The organism is Paenibacillus sp. B46(2026), assembly GCF_056786355.1.
Window position 1 is genome coordinate 4,197,767 of sequence record NZ_CM165907.1, and the last position, 20,043, is coordinate 4,217,809.

At 47.2% G+C, this 20,043-nt stretch carries 21 protein-coding genes; 1 reads left to right on the top strand and 20 read right to left on the bottom strand.

Features of this window, described 5'->3' with window-relative positions; translation table 11 throughout:
- Positions 1 to 136: 136 nt before the first annotated feature.
- The 16 genes from AC1S8V_RS18680 to AC1S8V_RS18755 form a co-directional block, all read right to left on the bottom strand.
- Positions 137 to 667: a hypothetical protein gene (locus AC1S8V_RS18680; RefSeq protein ID WP_482070286.1), complete on the bottom strand. Its 531-nt coding sequence runs from the start codon at positions 665 to 667 to the stop codon at positions 137 to 139.
- 37 nt (positions 668 to 704) lie between these two features.
- Positions 705 to 2,009, bottom strand: a complete 1,305-nt coding sequence (locus AC1S8V_RS18685; protein ID WP_482070287.1) for an amidohydrolase — start codon at positions 2,007 to 2,009, stop codon at positions 705 to 707.
- Positions 1,996 to 2,649 (bottom strand): redox-sensing transcriptional repressor Rex, encoded by a 654-nt coding sequence (locus AC1S8V_RS18690; protein ID WP_482070288.1) that lies wholly within the window; start codon positions 2,647 to 2,649, stop codon positions 1,996 to 1,998. The genes AC1S8V_RS18685 and AC1S8V_RS18690 overlap by 14 nt, the downstream gene beginning before the upstream one ends.
- Positions 2,650 to 2,867: 218 nt before the next feature.
- Positions 2,868 to 5,729, bottom strand: coding sequence for an ATP-dependent DNA helicase DinG (gene dinG / locus AC1S8V_RS18695; RefSeq protein ID WP_482070289.1), 2,862 nt, complete (start codon positions 5,727 to 5,729; stop codon positions 2,868 to 2,870).
- Between the two features lie 142 nt (positions 5,730 to 5,871).
- Positions 5,872 to 6,495: a tetratricopeptide repeat protein gene (locus AC1S8V_RS18700; protein ID WP_482070290.1), complete on the bottom strand. Its 624-nt coding sequence runs from the start codon at positions 6,493 to 6,495 to the stop codon at positions 5,872 to 5,874.
- A gap of 117 nt (positions 6,496 to 6,612) precedes the next feature.
- Positions 6,613 to 6,996 carry an aspartate 1-decarboxylase gene (panD, locus tag AC1S8V_RS18705; RefSeq protein WP_482070291.1) on the bottom strand — a complete coding sequence of 128 codons (384 nt, stop codon included), beginning with the start codon at positions 6,994 to 6,996 and terminating at the stop codon, positions 6,613 to 6,615.
- Positions 6,989 to 7,885, bottom strand: coding sequence for a pantoate--beta-alanine ligase (gene panC / locus AC1S8V_RS18710; RefSeq protein WP_482070292.1), 897 nt, complete (start codon positions 7,883 to 7,885; stop codon positions 6,989 to 6,991). Before panC ends, panD begins: the two co-directional genes overlap by 8 nt.
- On the bottom strand, positions 7,882 to 8,760 hold the full coding sequence (gene panB / locus AC1S8V_RS18715) for a 3-methyl-2-oxobutanoate hydroxymethyltransferase (RefSeq protein WP_482070293.1): 879 nt from the start codon (positions 8,758 to 8,760) through the stop codon (positions 7,882 to 7,884). Before panB ends, panC begins: the two co-directional genes overlap by 4 nt.
- A 344-nt stretch (positions 8,761 to 9,104) precedes the next feature.
- Positions 9,105 to 10,082: a biotin--[acetyl-CoA-carboxylase] ligase gene (locus AC1S8V_RS18720; RefSeq protein ID WP_482070294.1), complete on the bottom strand. Its 978-nt coding sequence runs from the start codon at positions 10,080 to 10,082 to the stop codon at positions 9,105 to 9,107.
- Entirely contained in the window at positions 10,069 to 11,337 is a 1,269-nt protein-coding gene (locus AC1S8V_RS18725) for a CCA tRNA nucleotidyltransferase (protein ID WP_482070295.1), read from the bottom strand. The genes AC1S8V_RS18720 and AC1S8V_RS18725 overlap by 14 nt, the downstream gene beginning before the upstream one ends.
- A gap of 93 nt (positions 11,338 to 11,430) precedes the next feature.
- Positions 11,431 to 12,591, bottom strand: coding sequence for an N-acetyl-alpha-D-glucosaminyl L-malate synthase BshA (bshA, locus tag AC1S8V_RS18730; protein WP_036607630.1), 1,161 nt, complete (start codon positions 12,589 to 12,591; stop codon positions 11,431 to 11,433).
- A 99-nt stretch (positions 12,592 to 12,690) separates the two neighbouring features.
- Positions 12,691 to 13,389: a bacillithiol biosynthesis deacetylase BshB1 gene (gene bshB1, locus AC1S8V_RS18735; RefSeq protein ID WP_482070296.1), complete on the bottom strand. Its 699-nt coding sequence runs from the start codon at positions 13,387 to 13,389 to the stop codon at positions 12,691 to 12,693.
- Positions 13,386 to 13,826, bottom strand: a complete 441-nt coding sequence (gene mgsA, locus AC1S8V_RS18740; RefSeq protein WP_017687735.1) for a methylglyoxal synthase — start codon at positions 13,824 to 13,826, stop codon at positions 13,386 to 13,388. The genes bshB1 and mgsA overlap by 4 nt, the downstream gene beginning before the upstream one ends.
- A gap of 11 nt (positions 13,827 to 13,837) precedes the next feature.
- Positions 13,838 to 14,641 (bottom strand): 4-hydroxy-tetrahydrodipicolinate reductase, encoded by an 804-nt coding sequence (gene dapB / locus AC1S8V_RS18745; protein WP_017687734.1) that lies wholly within the window; start codon positions 14,639 to 14,641, stop codon positions 13,838 to 13,840.
- 80 nt (positions 14,642 to 14,721) lie between these two features.
- Positions 14,722 to 15,246, bottom strand: a complete 525-nt coding sequence (locus AC1S8V_RS18750; RefSeq protein WP_482070297.1) for a tetratricopeptide repeat protein — start codon at positions 15,244 to 15,246, stop codon at positions 14,722 to 14,724.
- 50 nt (positions 15,247 to 15,296) lie between these two features.
- Positions 15,297 to 15,626 carry a nucleotide pyrophosphohydrolase gene (locus AC1S8V_RS18755; protein ID WP_017687732.1) on the bottom strand — a complete coding sequence of 110 codons (330 nt, stop codon included), beginning with the start codon at positions 15,624 to 15,626 and terminating at the stop codon, positions 15,297 to 15,299.
- A 171-nt stretch (positions 15,627 to 15,797) separates the two neighbouring features.
- On the opposite strand from AC1S8V_RS18755, the gene AC1S8V_RS18760 reads away from it, so the two are divergent.
- Entirely contained in the window at positions 15,798 to 16,667 is an 870-nt protein-coding gene (locus AC1S8V_RS18760; protein WP_482070298.1) for a YitT family protein, read from the top strand.
- Between the two features lie 112 nt (positions 16,668 to 16,779).
- Here AC1S8V_RS18760 and AC1S8V_RS18765 read toward each other — a convergent pair whose 3' ends face one another.
- From AC1S8V_RS18765 to qcrB, 4 genes are all read right to left on the bottom strand, one after another.
- Positions 16,780 to 17,649, bottom strand: a complete 870-nt coding sequence (locus tag AC1S8V_RS18765; protein ID WP_482070299.1) for a sporulation protein YpjB — start codon at positions 17,647 to 17,649, stop codon at positions 16,780 to 16,782.
- A 66-nt stretch (positions 17,650 to 17,715) separates the two neighbouring features.
- Entirely contained in the window at positions 17,716 to 18,342 is a 627-nt protein-coding gene (locus AC1S8V_RS18770) for a DUF1405 domain-containing protein (protein WP_482070300.1), read from the bottom strand.
- A 111-nt stretch (positions 18,343 to 18,453) separates the two neighbouring features.
- Positions 18,454 to 19,338: a c-type cytochrome gene (locus AC1S8V_RS18775; protein ID WP_482070301.1), complete on the bottom strand. Its 885-nt coding sequence runs from the start codon at positions 19,336 to 19,338 to the stop codon at positions 18,454 to 18,456.
- Between the two features lie 21 nt (positions 19,339 to 19,359).
- On the bottom strand, positions 19,360 to 20,031 hold the full coding sequence (qcrB, locus tag AC1S8V_RS18780) for a menaquinol-cytochrome c reductase cytochrome b subunit (RefSeq protein WP_017687726.1): 672 nt from the start codon (positions 20,029 to 20,031) through the stop codon (positions 19,360 to 19,362).
- Between the last annotated feature and the right edge of the window lie 12 nt (positions 20,032 to 20,043).

Sequence of the window (20,043 nt, forward strand, 5' to 3'; positions counted from 1 at the left end):
TCACATCGTATATACAATTTCGAAGGCGAAAATATGAATAAATTATTAATTTTAACTATTTAAATCAAAAATGTTTACAGGCAATACAAAGAACCGGTTCAGTCGGATATCCGTCTGCCGGTTCTTTGTGTTTGTTCTAACTGTTTGGGAGTGTGTAGACCAGATCTACCTGTTCTCCATTGCTAAAACGATAAAAACGATAGTGGTTATGCGTACCGTCTTTATAATACACTTGCCACACATATATTCCATTCACAACTCCGGGCATGATTCTTTTAATTTCACCGGCAGGAACTTCGGAACTGAAGCGATTACGTATCTGCGTTTCGGACATGCCATTCTGCAGCAGCTCACTGTGTACAGCGTTTGCTCCTGTAGCAGGTTGATTGTTTGCATCGAATTTAACCCAGACCATAACATCCTGGTTATCTTTATTTTTGCCGATCAGGGTCCAGTAGATGTTGTCAGAGCCTTCTTTGTCTCCCCAGATGTACTTGCGCAATTCATCATAGGATGTAATGCCCAGTTGCTTCTGTGCTGCCTCTATAGCGAGCGCTTCTTCCTTGCGCTGGTCCTGCGTGACATAGACGTAATAACGCTGAAGTCCAAACAGAATCAGAACCAGTGCAAGCAGCGAAATCCATATCCACTTCTTTTTTTTCTTCAAAAGCCGAACTTCCTTTCCCTATGATGCTGTCCTGCAATTAACGAGCAAGCAGACCATCAAATGCCAATTGAGACTCACGCAAAATGCGTTCTTCATCCAGCGTCAGACATTCGCCATGTTTCACCACTTGTTTTCCATCCACCCATACGTGCTCAACATCTTTGGCAGAAGCCGAGTAGATCGTATGTGAGATCAGGTCTGTATGTGGATAGAAATGTGCCTGTTCAATGTCAAGGGCGATAAAATCAGCCTTCATGCCGACCTGAAGCGCTCCGGTATTGTTCAAGAAGATGGATTTGGCACCATATGACGTTCCGAGTAGTAACGCTTCGCCTGCTGGTACTGCTGTCGGGTCACCAGATACACCTTTGTGGATCAATGCAGCCAGTCTCATTTCCTCGAACATATCCAGGTTGTTGTTACTTGCTGGTCCGTCTGTTCCGAGTGACACGGTAACTCCTGCTTTCAGCAATGCAGGTACCCGCGCAACTCCGGAAGCAAGTTTCAGGTTACTTCCCGGGTTATGGGATACAGCCACATCATGACGGGCCAAAATTTCAATCTCTTCGTCATTCAGATGCACCGCATGTGCAACCAGAGATGGACGGGAGAAAAATCCCAGTTTCTCGAGATGTGCCACAGGACGCAGTCCATAATCAGCCACGTTCTGCTCCACTTCACGAAGCGTTTCAGACATATGTGTATGGAGAGGAAGGTTTAGGTCATTCGCGACCTGTACAAGCTTCTCTATGTAGTCAGGAGGGCATGTATATGGGGCGTGTGGCGAGATTACGGTTGTAATACGACCATCTGCCTGTCCATTCCACTCACGTGCAAACGCTGCCGACTCCTCCAGCTTCCGCAACTGCTCTTCTTCCGAGCACAGCCCGATTACACCACGTGCCAGTGCTGCTCTAACGCCGGATTGCTCCACAACTTTGGCAACTTGATCCATGTGATCATACATGTCCAGGAAAGCTGTAGTTCCGCCTTTCAACATTTCAAGCACCGATAGCGAAGTTCCCCAATATACGTCTTGTGAAGTCATTTTTGCTTCCATCGGCCACATTTTTTCCTGCAACCATACTTGCAACGCAAGATCGTCTCCGTGCCCTCTGAGCAACGACATTGCTGCATGACCATGCGTATTGATCAGACCCGGCAGGAAGAACAATCCTTTTCCATCCACTTTGGTACAATTTTTGTCTTCATCCGGCAATGTCTCACCAATATGCACAATCTTGTCATTCTCAACAACCATGTATCCTTGAACCACGTTCCATGTTGTGCCTTCATTAACGGCAAATTTGCCGTTGTGGATTACCCATCTATTTGTTGTCATCTTCCTCGTCGTCCTTTCCAGTCTCCAAGTAATAGGCCAAACTAAGCAGATCCGTTGTAAAGTCAGCATGGTGAATGCGGATATGCGGCGGTGTTTTTAGAATTGTTGGTGCAAAATTAAGGATCGCTTCGATTCCGGATTCAATAAGCTGATCGGCTACATTTTGGGCTTCCGTATCCGGAACCGTGATAATTCCGATGCGGATGTTATCCGTTTTCACCGTTTCCGTCAATTCATTCATTGGTTTCACCGTCAAACTGTTGATTTGACTACCAATCTTCGGTCCGTATGCATCGAATACAGCAACAATCTTCATGTTGTCTTTCAGATATGCGTTGTAGTTGGACAAGGCCTGTCCGAGATTACCCGCGCCTACCAGAGCTACATTAATTTGCTGATCGATCTTGAGGATGTGACGAATTTTCTCGATCAAATAGGATACATCATACCCGATCCCTTTACGACCAAAATCACCGAAGTAAGCCAGGTCTTTTCGAATTTGGGCCGGATTCAGATCCAGCCTCTGTCCAAGCTCTTGAGAAGAAACAGTAGCCACCTCACGCTGATGCAACTCGCTCAAATAACGCAAGTATACAGGCAGACGTCGTACCACCGCTTCCGAAATTTTATCCGATTTCATTCTTGCTCCCCCTTACCAAGGCCACGATAAAATAATAGATGAAAAGATGAGCATCCTGTATAAACTCAAAGATAAACGTGACATTTAATACAGAATGCTCCTTGTAATTTAGGTTATAAGTTCTTACATGCAACTGTTTCAATCGGATACGGAAATATCTAATAAAGTTTAACGCCAAACGATAGTGTCATGCAATGATATAACGAACAAAACAACCCTTATTCTTGTTCTTTAGCAGGTTTTTCCAACCACTCGGTAATTCGTGGAACCATCTGTTCCGTGAGCATATGCTCCATTTTGGGACCAGGTAATGAATATAAAAAGAATTTACCATAATACGCTTCAATCACCCGTGTATCATAAACAATGACAATGCCTCTGTCCTTCGCTGTACGCACCAAACGGCCAAATCCCTGCTTGAAACGAATGACCGCTTGCGGCACAGACAGTTTCAAGAATGGATTTTTCTTTTGTTCTTGTAGCAACTCACTCTTGGCTTCCACCAACGGATGATTCGGTGGCTGGAAAGGCAATCGCACAATAGCGAGACAGGTTAATGCATCACCAGGGATATCTACACCCTCCCAGAAGCTGCTTGTGCCCAGAAGTACTGTAGCTTTGGCCTCCTGGAACCTGCGAGTCAACTTGGAGCGGCTTCCACTGTCCACGCCTTGGCCCAGCAACGAGATATCGTTACCAGACAAAGCCTCCTTCAGCGGATCATAGACCTGTCGCAGCATCTTGTAAGAAGTAAACAGAACCATCATGCGTCCACGAGTGGCAATTGCGGTCTCTGCGAGTGACTGCACCAGCATATTGACAAAGTGCGCATCACCCACACTGCCCTTCACACTCGGAAAATCACGCGGAATCACGAGAAGTGCCTGATCGCGATAGTTGAACGGTGATGGCAGCATCGACGTTAACAGTCGATTATTCTCGGAGGCTTCCTGCAAGCCAAGCTGTTCAATCATGAACTGGAATGACTTATCCACAGAAAGCGTAGCCGATGTAAGCACAACACTTTTCTTTTTATCAAAAAACAAATCCTTAAGTTGTGCACTCACATCTACAGGTACGGCATACAGCTGCAGAGATTTACTGCGGAACTGACCGCTGGCTTCCATCCAGTACACCGTTTTGGCATCATCCATACGCATGAAGAAACGTAGATTCTCCTTCAATGTGGTCAGATCTTTCAGCAGTCCTGTAATGTCCGTGATCAGACTATCCGATTGATAATCATCCTGATCCTCTTTCACCTCAAGCAGCAATTTGTCCCCTTTGCGTACCAAATCGCCCAAAGTCACATAGATCTGGTTCTCTAAATCCTGCAACTCCTGCCATTTCGCTGGTTTCTGAGATGCCTTCAGACGCAGGGAAAATTGCCCTGTCTCTCCCGGTGAAGCATCACTTCGTTCAGGCAAAAGACTGAACAGGGCATCGCTCATACGATCCCACAGTTCCTTAACCTCAACAGCCAGCGGGAACATCTGATCCACCATGGAGCCCCATTGCACCGAATTTTCATGCCCGGATAACTGCGAACGAAGCATAGGCAGCTGTCCATTACGACTGTCTTTAAACAGACGGGTCAGTGTATGAACCAACGTGAAATATTTCATATGCATTCCAAGATGTTTACCAGCTACATCCTCCAGATGATGGGCCTCATCGATCACAAGACTCTCATAGGCTGGCAGCAGCTGATGCGCTGCTTTCACATCCGTAAACAATTTGGAGTGATTGGTAATTACGATGTCAGACAATCCGGCCTCATGTTTGGCGCGATGATAGAAACATTTGCGGAACCATGGACAGGATCTTCCCAGACAGGACTCGGATTCGCTCTGTACCGTCTCCCAGAAGTCGCCTCCGCGTCCGCTAAGGTTAAGTTCCTCATCATCTCCGGTTTCGGTCTGCGTAAGCCACACAATCATCTGGGCGGCTGTGAAATAATCCTCTTTTGGTGTGGCGAATTCACGTTTATTGATTTTGTGCTCAAATTTGCGCAGACACAGGTAATGTCCACGTCCTTTGAATACAGCAGCCTTAAACGGAAACGGAACCACTTGGGTCAGCATCGGAATGTCCCGCTCTCTCAATTGCTCCTGCAGATTGATCGTATGCGTGCTGACCATGACTTTCTGTTCTTGTTTCACACTTTCGTAAATAGCAGGCAACAGATAACCCAGAGATTTACCAGTGCCTGTTCCAGCCTCGATCAAGAGATGTTTCTCTTCGTCCAGGGCTTGCCTTACACTGCTGAACATCTGAGTCTGCGCTTCGCGCTCTTCATAATGATCCAGCGTTTCCTTCAGCTTCTCCCGAATCTGATCCATAAACTGTTCGAAGCTTACACCATCGAGGGGGTTACCCTCCCGCTCATCACGTGGTGCACCAATATCGGTCCAATCACTCACATTAAGAGCAAGCTGACGATAATAGGTATGTCCGTCCAGATCCTGAATCGGCTCTGCTTCCTTCTCACTGCGCATTCCGTCCAAGAACCAACCCAAGTCACTATCTTCAGGTGCAAACAGGTCACTGAGCCGCTGAATCGTTATGAGCGGTAATTCCTTTAACTCATCCAGACACTTGAGCAGCACATAAGCTGTCGCCAGTGCATCACTGTCTGCCTGGTGAGGGCGATCATGTTGAAATCCAAATTCGGAAGACACATAACCGAGTTGATAAGAACCCAGTGATGGGAATGTAATCTTCAGAAAATCAATCGTGTCCAGAATGCGGCCAGTGAACGGTAAATAACCGCAACGGTCGAGAGCATTCTGCAAAAAGTGAAAATCAAAAGCGACGTTGTGTCCAACAAGCACCACATCATTAAGCAGCGGAACCATCTCCATCATCATCTCTTCGAGTGAAGGAGCGTCCGCCACATCTTCATCGGTAATACCCGTTAACCCCGAAATAAACGGGGGAATCGGGACACCAGGGTTCACATAAGAACTATATATTTGAGTTATGCTGTAGTCATGATCTATGATGGCAAGTCCGGCCTGTATAATCTCACCGTCGGACTGCGTGCCGGTTGTTTCGAAATCCAATACGGCAAATTTCATTGCAATGTACGGTCCCTTCCATTCCAGTCTATGTTACAGCATAGCAAAAAAAAGGGGATTTGAAAATTAACTGACAAAAAAGCGGTGTCCCCGCCGCTATGCCAAAGGCGGGAACACCGTTTTCTTGTCGCCGAATTCCCGCTTAATGAAGGGTCGTCAGCTGATTTGCATATTGCAATTTTCCCCTGTTCAACCTGCATGCTTCCATGTTGTACAGTGGTTCGGTCAATGTCGGGTCATACTGAAGGGCCTGTGCAAAGAGTGAACATGCTGCTTCCGGATTCGCAAGCTTGGCTTGAATACAGCCCAGGGCGTTACATACAAGCCCTTTCAAGCGAGGTGAACCCTTAAGGTACATGATCTGCTGCAAATGTGTCCCCGCCTCTGCGGTTTGATCCAGATTCAGATACGCGAGCGCCAGGTAAAAACGAGTCAATGCACTCTCCGGATGGTCGGTCACAACCCGGGAGAACTGCATGATCGCCTGCGGATACATCTGTAATTTGAAATAACCCTGTCCCCGACTGAAATATTCCAGATGGAGTTCAGGCAGAGCGGTAACAGCTTCCTGCTCCGGTTCAAGGGAAGCCGGCTTATCCATCTCCCGCTCCCTCACCTGGCTCATCTTTTCTTCAAACATCAGCCATTCATCCAGCATTCCGTCACTCATCCGCTTAAGCAAGTTCCACTTTTGCAGCAATTCCTGTTTGTTCAGACCTTCAGCGGAAGGATAGCTCTTGATAATTTCATCTAACATGTCGTTCATTTCTGCGAAAACATGCTGGAACATCGATGCATCCCCACCCTTGAAAAAATGGATTAGTGCAGTGACCTGTACTCATTTTTTGCTTCAAGGGCCGATTTCATTCTCCTTACCAGTCGATTACATAATTGTTGCGTGGACTTCCTGCTTCATTGTTTGTACAGGTTTATTCTGTCCATCTACAAATACAACGGTTGGTTTGTGAGTATTTGCCTCTTCTTGCGACATCATGGCGTAAGAAATGATAATGACGTTATCTCCAGGCTGCACCAGACGTGCAGCTGCGCCGTTAAGACATATGACCCCGCTACCGCGCGGTCCTGGAATCACATAAGTTTCCAATCGTGCACCATTGTTGTTGTTCACGATTTGCACTTTCTCGTTTTCCATCAGATCGGATGTTTCCATCAAGTCTTCATCTATGGTAATGCTACCCACATAGTTCAAGTTGGCTTCCGTTACCGTAGCCCGGTGAATTTTGGATTTCATGAGTGTTCTAAGCATGGGACAGCACCTCCGATTTTTGCAACCTTATATTGTCAATCAATCTTGTTTTTCCGAATTTCACGGCAAGTGCGATCAGCAGATCGTCACGCCCTTGAACTTCTTCCTGATCTGCGAGTGGCTCCAGACTAGGAAAAGCCTGAATCTCTGCGTAATCGATAACGGCAAGCGGTGAGCTTGTAATCTGCTCACGCAAGATACGACGGATGCCTGCGGCGGTTATAGCCAAACCTGTATCTGCGGCTTCCTGAGCTGTGCGCAGTGCCTTCGACAGAACCAACGCCTGAGTACGCTGTTCAGCGCTAAGATAGACATTACGTGAACTTAGGGCAAGACCATCCTCTTCGCGAACAATCGGACAGGGTACAATCTCTACAGGCATATTCAAATCATTCACCATCTGTTGAATGACCGCAACCTGCTGGGCGTCTTTCATCCCAAAAAATGCACGCTGTGGCTGAACGATGTTGAAGAGCTTGGAGACTACAGTCGTTACCCCGTCAAAATGCCCAGGACGGGAAGCGCCACATAAGCGCTCCGTTAGTTGTGAGACAGAAACCGTCGTTTGCGTTGCCTGTGGATACATCTCTTCAACAGAGGGAATAAATACGATATCCACCCCTTGTAAGCGTGCTGTTTCCACATCTCTCGCTTCATCCCGCGGATAGCTGTCAAAATCTTCATTTGGGCCAAATTGAATCGGATTAACAAATATGCTTAATACCACGATATCGCTTTGTTGTCTAGCTGCCTGCATCAAGCTTGCATGACCATGATGAAGATAACCCATTGTCGGTACGAGACCTACAACGGACGCACTGGACCGAATCGCTTGACGCTTCAAGCTTAGTTCCTGTCTTAACTCTGCGATTGTCCGTAATACTTTCATGAGTTACTCCCCACCTTTTCCTTGCGTTGTCCATACAGTTGATCCAGAACGCCAGTATCCGTAGCATTGAACACGTGTTCTTGGGCCGGGAACGAACGATCTTTAACTTCCTTCACGTAGGCTTCAATGCTGGTTCTGATTAATGCACCCACATCTCCATAAGTTTTGACAAAACGTTTGGGTATATACGGAGAGGCGTATTGAACCACATCGTGGAATACCAGCACCTGACCGTCACAACCTCTTCCGGCTCCAATCCCAATGGTAGGGATGGACAGTTCCTCCGAGATGGCCCGAGCGACTTCTTCCGTAACCAGTTCAAGCACGATACCGAACGCACCTGCCGCTTCCAGCGCTTTAGCTTCGTCCATCAGGCGTTTCGCATCCGCTGCATCTTTACCCTGAATCCGGTAACCACCAATCTGGTTAACCGATTGAGGTGTCAGTCCGATATGTCCAAGAACAGGCACACCTGCTTGCACGACCGCTCTGACGGTGTCCGCTATTTCGACTCCGCCTTCCATTTTGACTGCATGGGCATGCCCCTCTTGCATCAGTCGACGTACACCCTTAAGTGTCTCATCCACGCTGCCATGATAAGTCATAAAAGGCATGTCAGCCACAATAAATGTCTTCTCTGCCCCGCGTACTACGGAACGTGTGTGGTACACCATGTCGTCGATGGTCACCGGAAGAGTGGAGTTATATCCCAGCACTACATTGCCAAGTGAATCCCCTACCAGGATCAGATCGATACCTGCTTCTTCTGCAAGGAGAGCTGTCGGATAATCGTAAGCCGTGATCATACTGAGCGGCACGCCATCCTGCTTATATTTTTTCATTTTCACAATATTCAACGCTTGTTTGTTTGCCATTTTCTCTCATGGCTCCTTTCTTCTTTTCAAATAAACGCAACAAAAAAACCTTTTAGTTTCCACTAAAAAGTCCCGAAAAGTCAAAAAAGAGTCACTTGCGATCGTCCCTTCTGTCTCGGTCCTCTTCGGCTCAGAGCAGAATCCAACAACTCACTTAAACGTATTTCATTCTTGCACTGCTGTCTGCTTATATAAAACCACGTTAAAGCAGAACAAAGGTTACTTTTGCCGGAGTGCAATTCGGACTGCATTAGCCGATATCGCCTCACGAACACAGTATACCAAAGTTCTGCTCAAACTTCACGTCTTATGTTCATTTTACCAGTGAAAATTCGACAAATTGTTTACGATTTCCAGGAAATCTCACCAGAGATGACTAGTGTATGTTCTCCATTGTGTTTCTCCACGACAAGTGCTCCAGAAGGGTCCAAACCGATTGCCTTCCCTTCAATGATACCTTGAGGATTCGTTACTACAATTTCTCGATTCATCGATACGGACAGGGCCTCCCAAAGGGCTGAGATGACACCGAATCCTTCTTTTTGATACAAAAAGTACAATTGTTCCAATTCCGTCAAAATGGCAGCCGTGAGCTTGGTGCGATCAACAGGTTGCCCCGTCTCTATCTTGAGTGAAGTAGCGATAGTTGTAAGATCTTCCGGATAATCCTCGGGATCAAAGTTCACGTCAACACCTATACCTGCAATGCAGTATCTGACTTCATGATCTTCCATCGTAGATTCAAGCAATATGCCACATACCTTGCGTCCGTCAATCAACACATCATTTGGCCATTTGATCCCTGCATCAGCTCCTGTACAAGCTCGAACGGCACGACATACAGCCACCCCTGTTAATAAAGTTAGCTGCGGCGTATGCTGAAGTGGTAGATCAGGGCGCAACAGGACACTCATCCAGATTCCTTTACTTGGAGGAGAGAACCACTTTCGACCGAAACGTCCTCTTCCTCCCGTTTGTTCTTCCGCAATGACCACAGCACCTTCAGCCTGCCCCTGCTCAGCTAGCTTCAGAACATCCCCTTGCGTAGACAAGGTCGAGGTTAGCAAAATAGCCTTTCGGCCAAATACGGCTGTATCCAGTGCCAATTGGAGGGCAGTAGCGTCAATGCTATCCGGCTTCGTTACCAGACGGTATCCTTTGCGGGATACAGCTTCAAACTCATAACCCATGTCTCGCAACTTGTTCACATGTTTCCACACAGCGGTTCGACTGATGGACAGATTACGGCTGATCTCTTCACCCGATACGAATCGTCCTTCTGCATTTAATAACATATGTAACAGATCTTCATGCTTGGTCATCTGCAACCACCCGCTTCACTTCTGCACTTAGCGCTTCATGCTGATTTGTTATCGTTCCAATCGCCGTTTCTCTTAACAAATGTTTCATGAGTTGTCCCAACCAAGGTCCGCCTTTGCGCTGCACCATCTGTAACACTTGTTCCCCTGTGATATCCAACTCTTTCAAGTCATGCACAGGGATCGATTGACTCCATTCGGCAGCAAGGTTTTGAACCACAACGACTTGCACTTCTGCCTGTTCAGACTGATTCCGCCACCCTGCTGGCAGTAGAGACTGTATGCGAAGCCAATCATCCGCAGCCTGAACGCCACAAGCCAGAACAGTAACAATCCAATCGGATCGCAAGCTGGCCGTGTCCTTCTTTTCCTGAACTGATGAATGAATCAACTGCTCCACCTGAAGAACCCCAGCTATCCGGGAGCGATGTTCATTGGAGAATGTCCACTGACGTAATAAAACATCTGCTTCATCTTTGCTAAACCCGCCAGCAATCAGGATGAGTGACCAACGAAGCAATACATGCTCGTCTGACAATTGTTCCAGATTGGATAACAACGCCTTGTTAAAACGAGCCGAGCTAACTGGCGCTTTGATGTGCGCAAGCGCATTACTTCTGTATAACAGCTCCAACCCTCTTAATGGATGCGGTCCCGACATCATTTTCACCATCTCGGTCCGTACCCGCTCCATCGCTATATGTTGAAGCAGGTCTCTCTGCCTCACAAGACCCTTCCACGTATTATGGGCAATTTTGAAATCAAATACCGAAGCAAACCGGACACAGCGGAGCATCCGCAGTGCATCTTCACCAAATCGTTCCATCGCAGAGCCCACACATCTGACTCGCTCTTCCTTGATATCTGCCTGTCCACCGAACGGGTCAATGATTGCCCCAGTGACGTCCTTGGCAAGAGCGTTCATCGTGAAGTCACGCCGCTGTAAGTCTTCCTTGATGTCCTGGACAAATTGAACCGCAGCAGGTCTGCGGTTATCCTGATATTCGGATTCTGTTCGAAACGTGGTAACTTCAAAGTAATAACCGCCTGAACGCACGGTAACCGTCCCGTGTTGCAAACCTGTAGGAATGCAGTCGTCGAACAGTTCCATGACTTGCTGTGGAGAAGCAGCTGTCGTGATATCCATATCGTCTACAACTCGTCCCAGCAATTCGTCACGTACACAACCACCTACCCAATATGCCTTGTAGCCATGTTCGTTTAATTTTGTGAGTACATTCTCACTTTGATTTGCCATTTCACGATCTACCTGTGTCCATTGAACCACCACATTTCACCTCTTCTCTTGCCTGTTGTGGTATGCACAGTATGATTTCGTCAAACAAAATGATTACCCGCAAACCGGCTTCAGATTCGGAACTTCCCTTCCCAGCACCCGGTAATAAATCTGTTCATATTCATGCCGAATGGCGTCATTGCAAAAGTCATGATGCGCGCGCTGGAGACACGCCTCCCTGAACTCCGCAGCCAAACGGTCATCCGTCAACAAACGGATGGTGTTCTCGGCCATGGATTGTGTATCCCCGATTGCGGATAGGAAACCCGTCTTGCCATGTAAGACCAGTTCCGGAATTCCTCCGGCCTGTGAACCGATCGTGGGTACACCACAAGCCATTGCTTCGAGCGCCACAAGTCCGAAACTTTCCTTCTCCGATGGAAGCATTAATACGTCTGCCATGGAGATAACCTGAGCAATGTCATCCTGTTTGCCAAGGAAATGAACCTTATCATTCAAGCCGAGATCATTAATTTTCCACTGCATCTTCGGCAAATCAGGCCCTTCACCAACAAATAACAATTTGGCTGGCACCTGCTCCTGTACCTGACGGAAGACCTCTACCACATCCTGAGTTCTCTTCACCGGTCGGAAATTGGAGATGTGCATTAATATTTTTTCGTCGGGCGCAGCGAAGTCTCTTCGCAGACTGGCAGCATCACGCGGATAATATATTCGTTTATCAATAAAATTATAGGTTAGATCGATTGGACGCTGAATATCCAGCAATTCGACCGTTTCTCGAATCAAGTCTTGGGATACGGCAGTAACCGCGTCACTTTCATTAATGGCTAGACGGATCAGATCCTTCAGAGATTCATCCTGAGCCAGAACCGTAATATCCGTTCCATGTAACGTCGTAACCACTTTAAGGCCGTCCCCTACCATTTGTTTCGCAAGAAAGGCACATACAGCGTGTGGCACGGCATAGTGAACATGCAGCAGATCGAGCTGCTGTGACTTAGCCACCTGAGCCATCTTTGTTGCCAGTGACAGGTCATACGGAGGGTAACGGAAAACATAATAATCATTGACTTCAACTTCATGATAAAAAATATTCTTCTGGAACGTACCCAGTCTGAACGGGATACTGTTGGCAATAAAATGAACCTGATGCCCCTGTTCGGCAAGTAATTTGCCCAGCTCCGTTGCGACAACGCCAGACCCGCCGAGGGACGGATAACAGGTGATGCCGATTTTTAGCTTTTTATCCATCCGGTGGACGCTCCTTTGATCTCCCGCTTCATGCAGGTTGATATAATGCAACGGAATAATGAAATCCTTCGTTCATTAACTCGTACAATGTAAAATCATTTATTGGGCAGCTGTGACAAATTGTTGAACCACGTAAGGTGTAATTGTAGCAAAACCTTCTGCAAACGGGATGAGACTGCGTTGTCCGAGCAAGGAATCACGGGCTCTTACACGTTCAATATACCCTTGATTCAATGGTGTCGAGACCGCTCCGTCTCCCAGTTCGAATTGGGAACGATAAGAGAGTAATGATGTTTCTTTTTGCTCATAGTGTTCCGTAATATCTACAATCAAATCCGTAGGTCCAATGTCATTAATAAAGTAAAAATAAAGTTCCTTCACCTGCACGGCAGGCATGTCCGGCATGTAGTTCCGAAGCTTGGCGTTAAATACAGCCTCCTGCACAAGCTTACTGCAATTGACATGATCCGGATGACGATCTTCCCAATAGGGAGCAAACACCATCCGAGGGGCATGACGCCGTATCTCAGCCGTCACCGCCTGTACATGTTCAGGAGTAAGATACAAGCCACGATCAGGAAGCCCCAGATTCGTTCGACACGAAAGACCGAGGACGCGGGAGGCTTGCTCCGCTTCCTCGGTTCTGCGCTCTACTGTTCCATTGGAGGACATATCAGCACGAGTCAGATCACACACGCCTACTTTCAAGCCGGCAGCGGTATGTTTGGCAATCGTTCCACCCATACCAATCTCCGCATCGTCCGCATGTGCTCCAAAGATGAGAATATCCAGACTCATTCGGAATCACCCGAATTCAATCCAGCCTCCGGCTTGTATTTATGTACCAGCTCTCTCCAGGCAAAATCGCCACGATCCAGAGCCTTAACCAGAATCTCAGCGGTTGCGATATTCGTGGCAAGTGGAATTCCCTGCACATCACAAAGACGCAGCAACGCATTGATATCCGGCTCGTGAGGTTGTGCCATCAGTGGATCCCGCAGGAAAATAATCAGATCCATCTCATTTTGCGCAACCAAAGCTCCAATCTGCTGATCTCCACCCAATGGACCTGATTCGAATCGATGAATTTTCAGAGATGTCCCTTCCATAATACGAAGGCCTGTTGTTCCTGTAGAATATAATTGATGGTCCGTAAAAACAGGCTCATATGCCGTCACGAAGTTAACCATCTCTTCTTTTTTACGATCATGGGCGATAAATGCTATTTTCAACATGACAATCTCCTTTAGTCGATAAAGTGGTCAAATCCGTAGATCATTCCTGTATATTCCATAACCTTTTGCACACCAATCTTAACACCAGGCATATAACCTGCACGCTCGTAGGAGTCATGCCGAATTTTGAGTGACTGTCCATAGTCTCCGAAAACAACTTCCTGCTGCGCAAATACGCCAGGCAATCGTACACTGTGAATTCGGAAGCCGTTGTAATAACCGCCGCGTGATCCTTCAATGGTTTCTTCCTCATTCGGATTGCCCTGACGAAGTTCTTCCCGATTGGCAGCAATCAGTTCGGCAGTTTTGATCGCTGTTCCGGAAGGAGCATCGAGCTTCTGATCCCCGTGATATTCGATAATCTCCACATTCGGCATATGCTTGGCAGCCTGTGCTGCGAATCGCATCATCAGAATGGCACCGATCGAGAAGTTAGGGGCAATAAGCCCTCCAATTCCTTTGTCCTGGCATTGCTTGTCCAACTGTTCAATCTGCTCCGGCGTAAAGCCGGTAACACCCATGACAGGTCTGACTCCATGACGGATCGCGATCTCGGTATGTGTAAAAGCATATTGTGGCACTGTAAAATCAACCATAACCTGAGGTTTTGTTTCGGCAAAAGCCATTTCGATATCATCAGTCACCAGCACCCCACACTCTGGCAAACCAACAAGGGTTCCTGCATCCGTGCCTGCTCCGGAGCGGTTGACAGCCGCTGCAAGCTCCAATTCCGGGTCCTGAAGTACCAATTTCACAACTTCACGGCCCATTCGGCCAGCCGCTCCGATCACGGCAACTCTGATTACTTCACTCATATTGACTGCATCTCCTCGCTATGTTGGATCATATCGTTGAATCCATTTCAACTCGAAAGAAATCTTTGCAAAATGAATTCTTATTGAATGGATTTCATACGTTGCTTGATTTCCTGTAACATCTGATGCAGCTGTCCGTTCTGTGGGTCCAACAAAATGGCCTCACATAACGCCTGAATTGCACAATCAAATTCATTTAAGTCACTGTAAGCCAGTGCAAGCATGACATGTGCTTCTACTGAAAGCGGATCAAGCCTTACCGCTTCTTGCAGAAGCGTAGACGCTTCCACATAGCGCTCCTGTGTTGCAATACCCGCCTGCTCCAACAACAGCTTGGCTCTGGAGGTCAGTTGTTTTGCTTCCAATGTCTGCAGATGCAAAATATATTCTTCTGTTCCTGCCGACAATTCAACCGCCTTGCGCGCATATTCAAGCGCCGGAACGAGATGCTTGCTGCGGGCGTGCGTAATGGAACAGCGATAATATAACTCCGCATGCTGCGGATGAGCATGAATGGCTGATTCAAACCAACGAATGGCCTGCTCAAAATCATTTTGCAATATACAGCGGTAAGCCTGCTGCATATATTCTTCCGGTTTCATCATTAAGCTGACCCTCCCCGATCGGGTGATGGTACAGCATATGTAATCTACGCCTAATCGGTGTTTTTGGGAGTCCACCGATTGGCATCGCGGGTGTTAAATTTATGCATGACTTTATCGTGCGCCTCAGCCAGATCAATACCCAGCGAGTTGGCAAAACAAATCGTGATAAATAAAATATCTCCGAGCTCAAGTTCAATGGAATTGGCGGCTTCGGAAGACTTCTTCGGCTTCTCACCGAACTCGTGATTCACTTCCCTGGCAAGCTCTCCAACCTCTTCAGACATCCGGGCCAACATGGCCAGAGGACTGAAATATCCCTCCTTGAACTGGGAGATATACTGATCAACCTCACGCTGCATTTCTGCGATGCTTTTCTCCATGAGAACGGATTCTCCTTTTGAAATGATGTCGTATTTGTTCCTAATAATATCAGTTATTTAGATTCACTTCCACCATCATCAGCGACAAATCATTTTTAAAGAATCAATAAACAGGTATACTAGGATGGAATGACTGCTTCTCATTCTAATTCATCTACAGTGAGGGATCTTATGAGCACTGCTAAAACCTGGGTTCAAGTCAAACTGGTTCTGCCCATCCTGCTGGGTACAGCCTTGTATGCCTTCGGGCTCCTCTATTTCATTATCCCCAACCAGCTTATGGAAGGTGGTCTCACCGGGGTTACGGTGCTGATCAATTATGCCTTCGGCATTTCACCTTCACTTACAACTCTGATTCTAAATGTTCCTTTATTTCTGATCGGGCTCAAAATTTTGGGCGGCAGACAGATGATCTATACCGGTATCGGGATTGGGGCATTGACCGTTTTTCTGTGGTTGTTCGAGAAGTTGATTCATCTGGGCTGGATTGAACCATTACATACCGAGAATGATCTCCTGCTCGCAGCCCTGTATGCAGGTGTTACCCTTGGAGCGGGTCTTGGCATTGTATTCCGTTGGGGAGGAACGACGGGTGGCTCAGACATCATTGCTCGTATTCTCAACCGAAAGTATGGATGGAGTATGGGGCGAGTATTACTGGGCATTGATTTCGTCATTATCGGGCTCTCTCTCATCTACATCCCCAAAGAAAAAATTCTGTACACACTCGTAGCAGTATTTATCGCCTCCAAAGTTATCGACTTTATTCAGGAAGGTGCGTATTCTGCCCGGGCATTTATGATCATCAGTGACCATGCACCCGAGATTGCGGATCAGATCACACGGGAGATGGATCGTGGTGTTACCCTCATTCCAGCCATTGGCGCATACTCTAAACAGGCCAAACACATGGCCTACTGTGTTATTTCCAGGCAAGAGTTCAGGCGATTGCAGACGATTGTACGTTCCATTGACCCCAGAGCTTTTGTCATCATCAGCGATGTTCACGATGTACATGGCGAAGGTTTCAAAGAAAGTTGATGTACTATACAGAAACTACAAGAAAACCTCTTTTCGCATGAAGAGCCGTTATAGTGGCTGTTTATGTGAAAAGAGGTCTTTTTTAGTATACGAAGATCAGGTTCATATCCTATTAACGCCGAAAAGGAAAAATACCCTGCTGCTGTGCACGATATTTACGATACCCGGCGTAACTTAGCGTCGCCACAATGACCGAACTAATGAGCAACCCGGCTGCCCTGCGATCAGGGCCCTGTACAAACGGTACAAAGGCACTCTCATCCTTCTCCCGACCAAATAACTGGTTCACCAGTTCCTCCCCATGGCCAACCATGCTTTTTAACTGAGCCAAATCTGGTTGCTTTGCAGTGGTAAGCCCCTTGGTATGAGATAACCAGGCGTCCATTTGAGCAATCTCATACGGTTCACGGCGAATCATTGCGGCAGGACGAATCGTCTCATAGTGCTCCTCCAGAACGGCGTAGCGGTTAGCCAGTACGGCCGCAGTATGCTCCTGATTTGTAGCAGCGGATAAAGCGTCCAGATCGTTTTTCACGATTTTATAATACTGCAACCATAAAGGCTTGGTTGGATTCGCGAGACTATCTGCTGCAAGTCTGAGTTTGGCAGAGGACTGCTGAAGAGAAGCATCGTCATTTTTCACCTTCACAACGGCTTGTTTCACTTCAACTATGGTTTCGGACAAGGCGTGAATGCCCTCAACTGTCGTTTGTCCCTCAAAGGAGATATGCTCCAGACTTTTACTGATACGCAGAATGCTTCCTCGCACTTCTTCAATATTGTTCTCGAGCGCCTGACGGTACAATATGGCTGCTTCCTCATTCAGTTGTGCAATTGAATTGCTTGTGGACACTTGCTGATCTGAATTCGAATTCAATCCTTCACTTTGCGCGGATACACGATATGCTAAGTTCGTCCAGAGCAGCAGAGCCATGAACGATACCACCAATAAGCCAGTTTTGACCCTGAACGTTCTCTTCATGGACATCCCTCCCACCATCAATGTATGGCGATGGGCAGTTCCTTAGAACAAGCTAAAGATCGGATATCAGGTTCGTTTCGCTTGTCTCAACGCAAGCCAGGCACACAGAATACTCACCAGCGTCAGCCCGAAAGTGAAATTACGCACACCATCTACATGATCGTAGAGGGAGGCGGGTAACCAAGGGTAAATATCATATGTATAATCCATCGTATCGTTCAACAGCGTCCAGAGACCTGCAACGACAAGGGCTACCCAGCGGAAACCGAAAAACCGCACATATATAAGAGCTTCAATTGCCATCGCACTATGCGAAGCAATCAACATCCAGTCTTGCCAGTGCTGTGTACCGCCTTGCATCCAGCCAGCGAAAATAATGGATACGGCCCACACGCCATATTTCACAGATGTGACCACAGCAAGCGCCTGAATCACATGTCCGATCCTTTTAATAAGGATGGACCTTGGTGGGTACAGAATCCATAGCAACGCTAAGGTAAAAAACAAACTCGCCGTTGGGCTATCCGGCACAAATACGATCTGCCACACTGGCTGCTCGGCCAGCGTCATTTTCATTTGATCACCGTACCAGATGTAACCGTATACCGTTCCTACCGCATTACACCAAAACAAAAGCCACAGGAAATAACGATTCGTTAGAAATTCCCTACTCCAGAAAAACGATAAAGCCACTCTTCCTGCCCCTTCCTTCTTCACATGTTATGCACGATACAGTGCTGTCCAAAAAACACTTCAAAAAAACCTGACCGCATAAACGATCAGGTTTCATTGGTTATTTCGATTTTACTGTTCTGCTTTCTGTTTCGCAAGCCATTCGGCCAGATGATTAATTTCTTCATCCGTGACGCCTTGAGCAATAGCCTTATCGTACTGAGGCTGCATATTGTTATAGCCTTCTTTGATAATGGTCAGAATCTCTTCCTGGCTATGTTTGTCACCTACAGCTCGAAGTGCTGGTACTGAGCCAGCTCCCTTCATATCAACCGCATGGCAACTAATACAACCGGCCTTTTTATACGTTTCCATTGCCGAGTCGTCTTTGTCGACGATCGCAACTTCCTGTTGCTGCCCTGGTGCATTCGAAGTGGGCAGTCCCGCCTCATGTTTCTCCAACGCTTCTTCTTCACGTTGAATATGTTCAGGCTTCTGTCCACTTGCTTCCAACTCATGCTCGTAATGAGTCCACGCTACGTTCGTCAGGTAAAATACTGAAATGACCGATAGGATCATCAACGATGAAGCAATGGGACGTTTATAGAAACGTCGCTCCTTGCCTGTGTCCAGGAACGGTGCAAGCAGTAAAGCTCCGAAAGCGACTCCACTGACTCCCAGTACCCCGAGCAGGACGTAATCGCCTGATGCGTATGGATACTTCAAATACTGATACAGAAAAAGGAAGTACCAGTCCGGCATGGGAATAACGGATGCGCTCGGATTGGCCGGATATCCCAAAGGTGCAGGTTCTGAGATCGTGAGAACCAAAATCCCTACCAATACAACGACACCAACCATCCATTCTTTCAGCAGGAAGTTGGGAATAAAGGCTTCTGATTTGCCGGGATACGCCGTGTAATCAGGAGGGGTAATAAATCCCGCCCCTTTACGGACGCGTGAATCACCGACAAAGATAACCTTTTCCTCATCATCCTTCTTATGTCCGTGAGCCATTGCGATTCCTCCCTTCTCAGTTTATAGCGGTCCCGAAATGCCCTGTCTGCGGATCATGATAAAGTGTCCGACCAGAAGCACCAGAAGCACAGCGGGGAGGAAGAATACGTGCAGGGCAAAGAATCGGGTTAGTGTCTGTGCACCAACAATCGTACCGCCTTGCAGGAATTCTTTGATAATTGGTCCCAGCCAAGGAACCGTGTTGGCAATCTCCAGTGTTACTTTTGTTGCAAAATAGGCTTTGTTATCCCATGGTAGCAAGTACCCTGTGAGCCCCAGGCCCAACATGACGAAAAAGATCAGCATGCCGACAACCCAGTTCATTTCTCGCGGTGCCTTGTAAGAGCCTGTAAAGAACACACGCATCGTATGTAAGAACATCATTACGATAACCAGACTGGCTCCCCAGTGATGCATGCCGCGAACAATTTGGCCGAAGGCTACTTTGGTCTGCAGATACTCCACACTTGCGTAGGCATTGATAATATCAGGTACGTAATACATGGTCAGGAACATGCCTGACAGAATCTGAATAACAGTAATAAAGAACGTCAATCCACCAAAGCAGTACACGAATGCGGAAAAGTGATGAGCCGGATTTACATGCTCTGGAACTTCATGATCCGCAACGTCCCGCCAGATTGGCGTGATATCGAGACGCTCGTCAATCCAGTCATAGACATTTTTAAACATCTGCGTTCACGC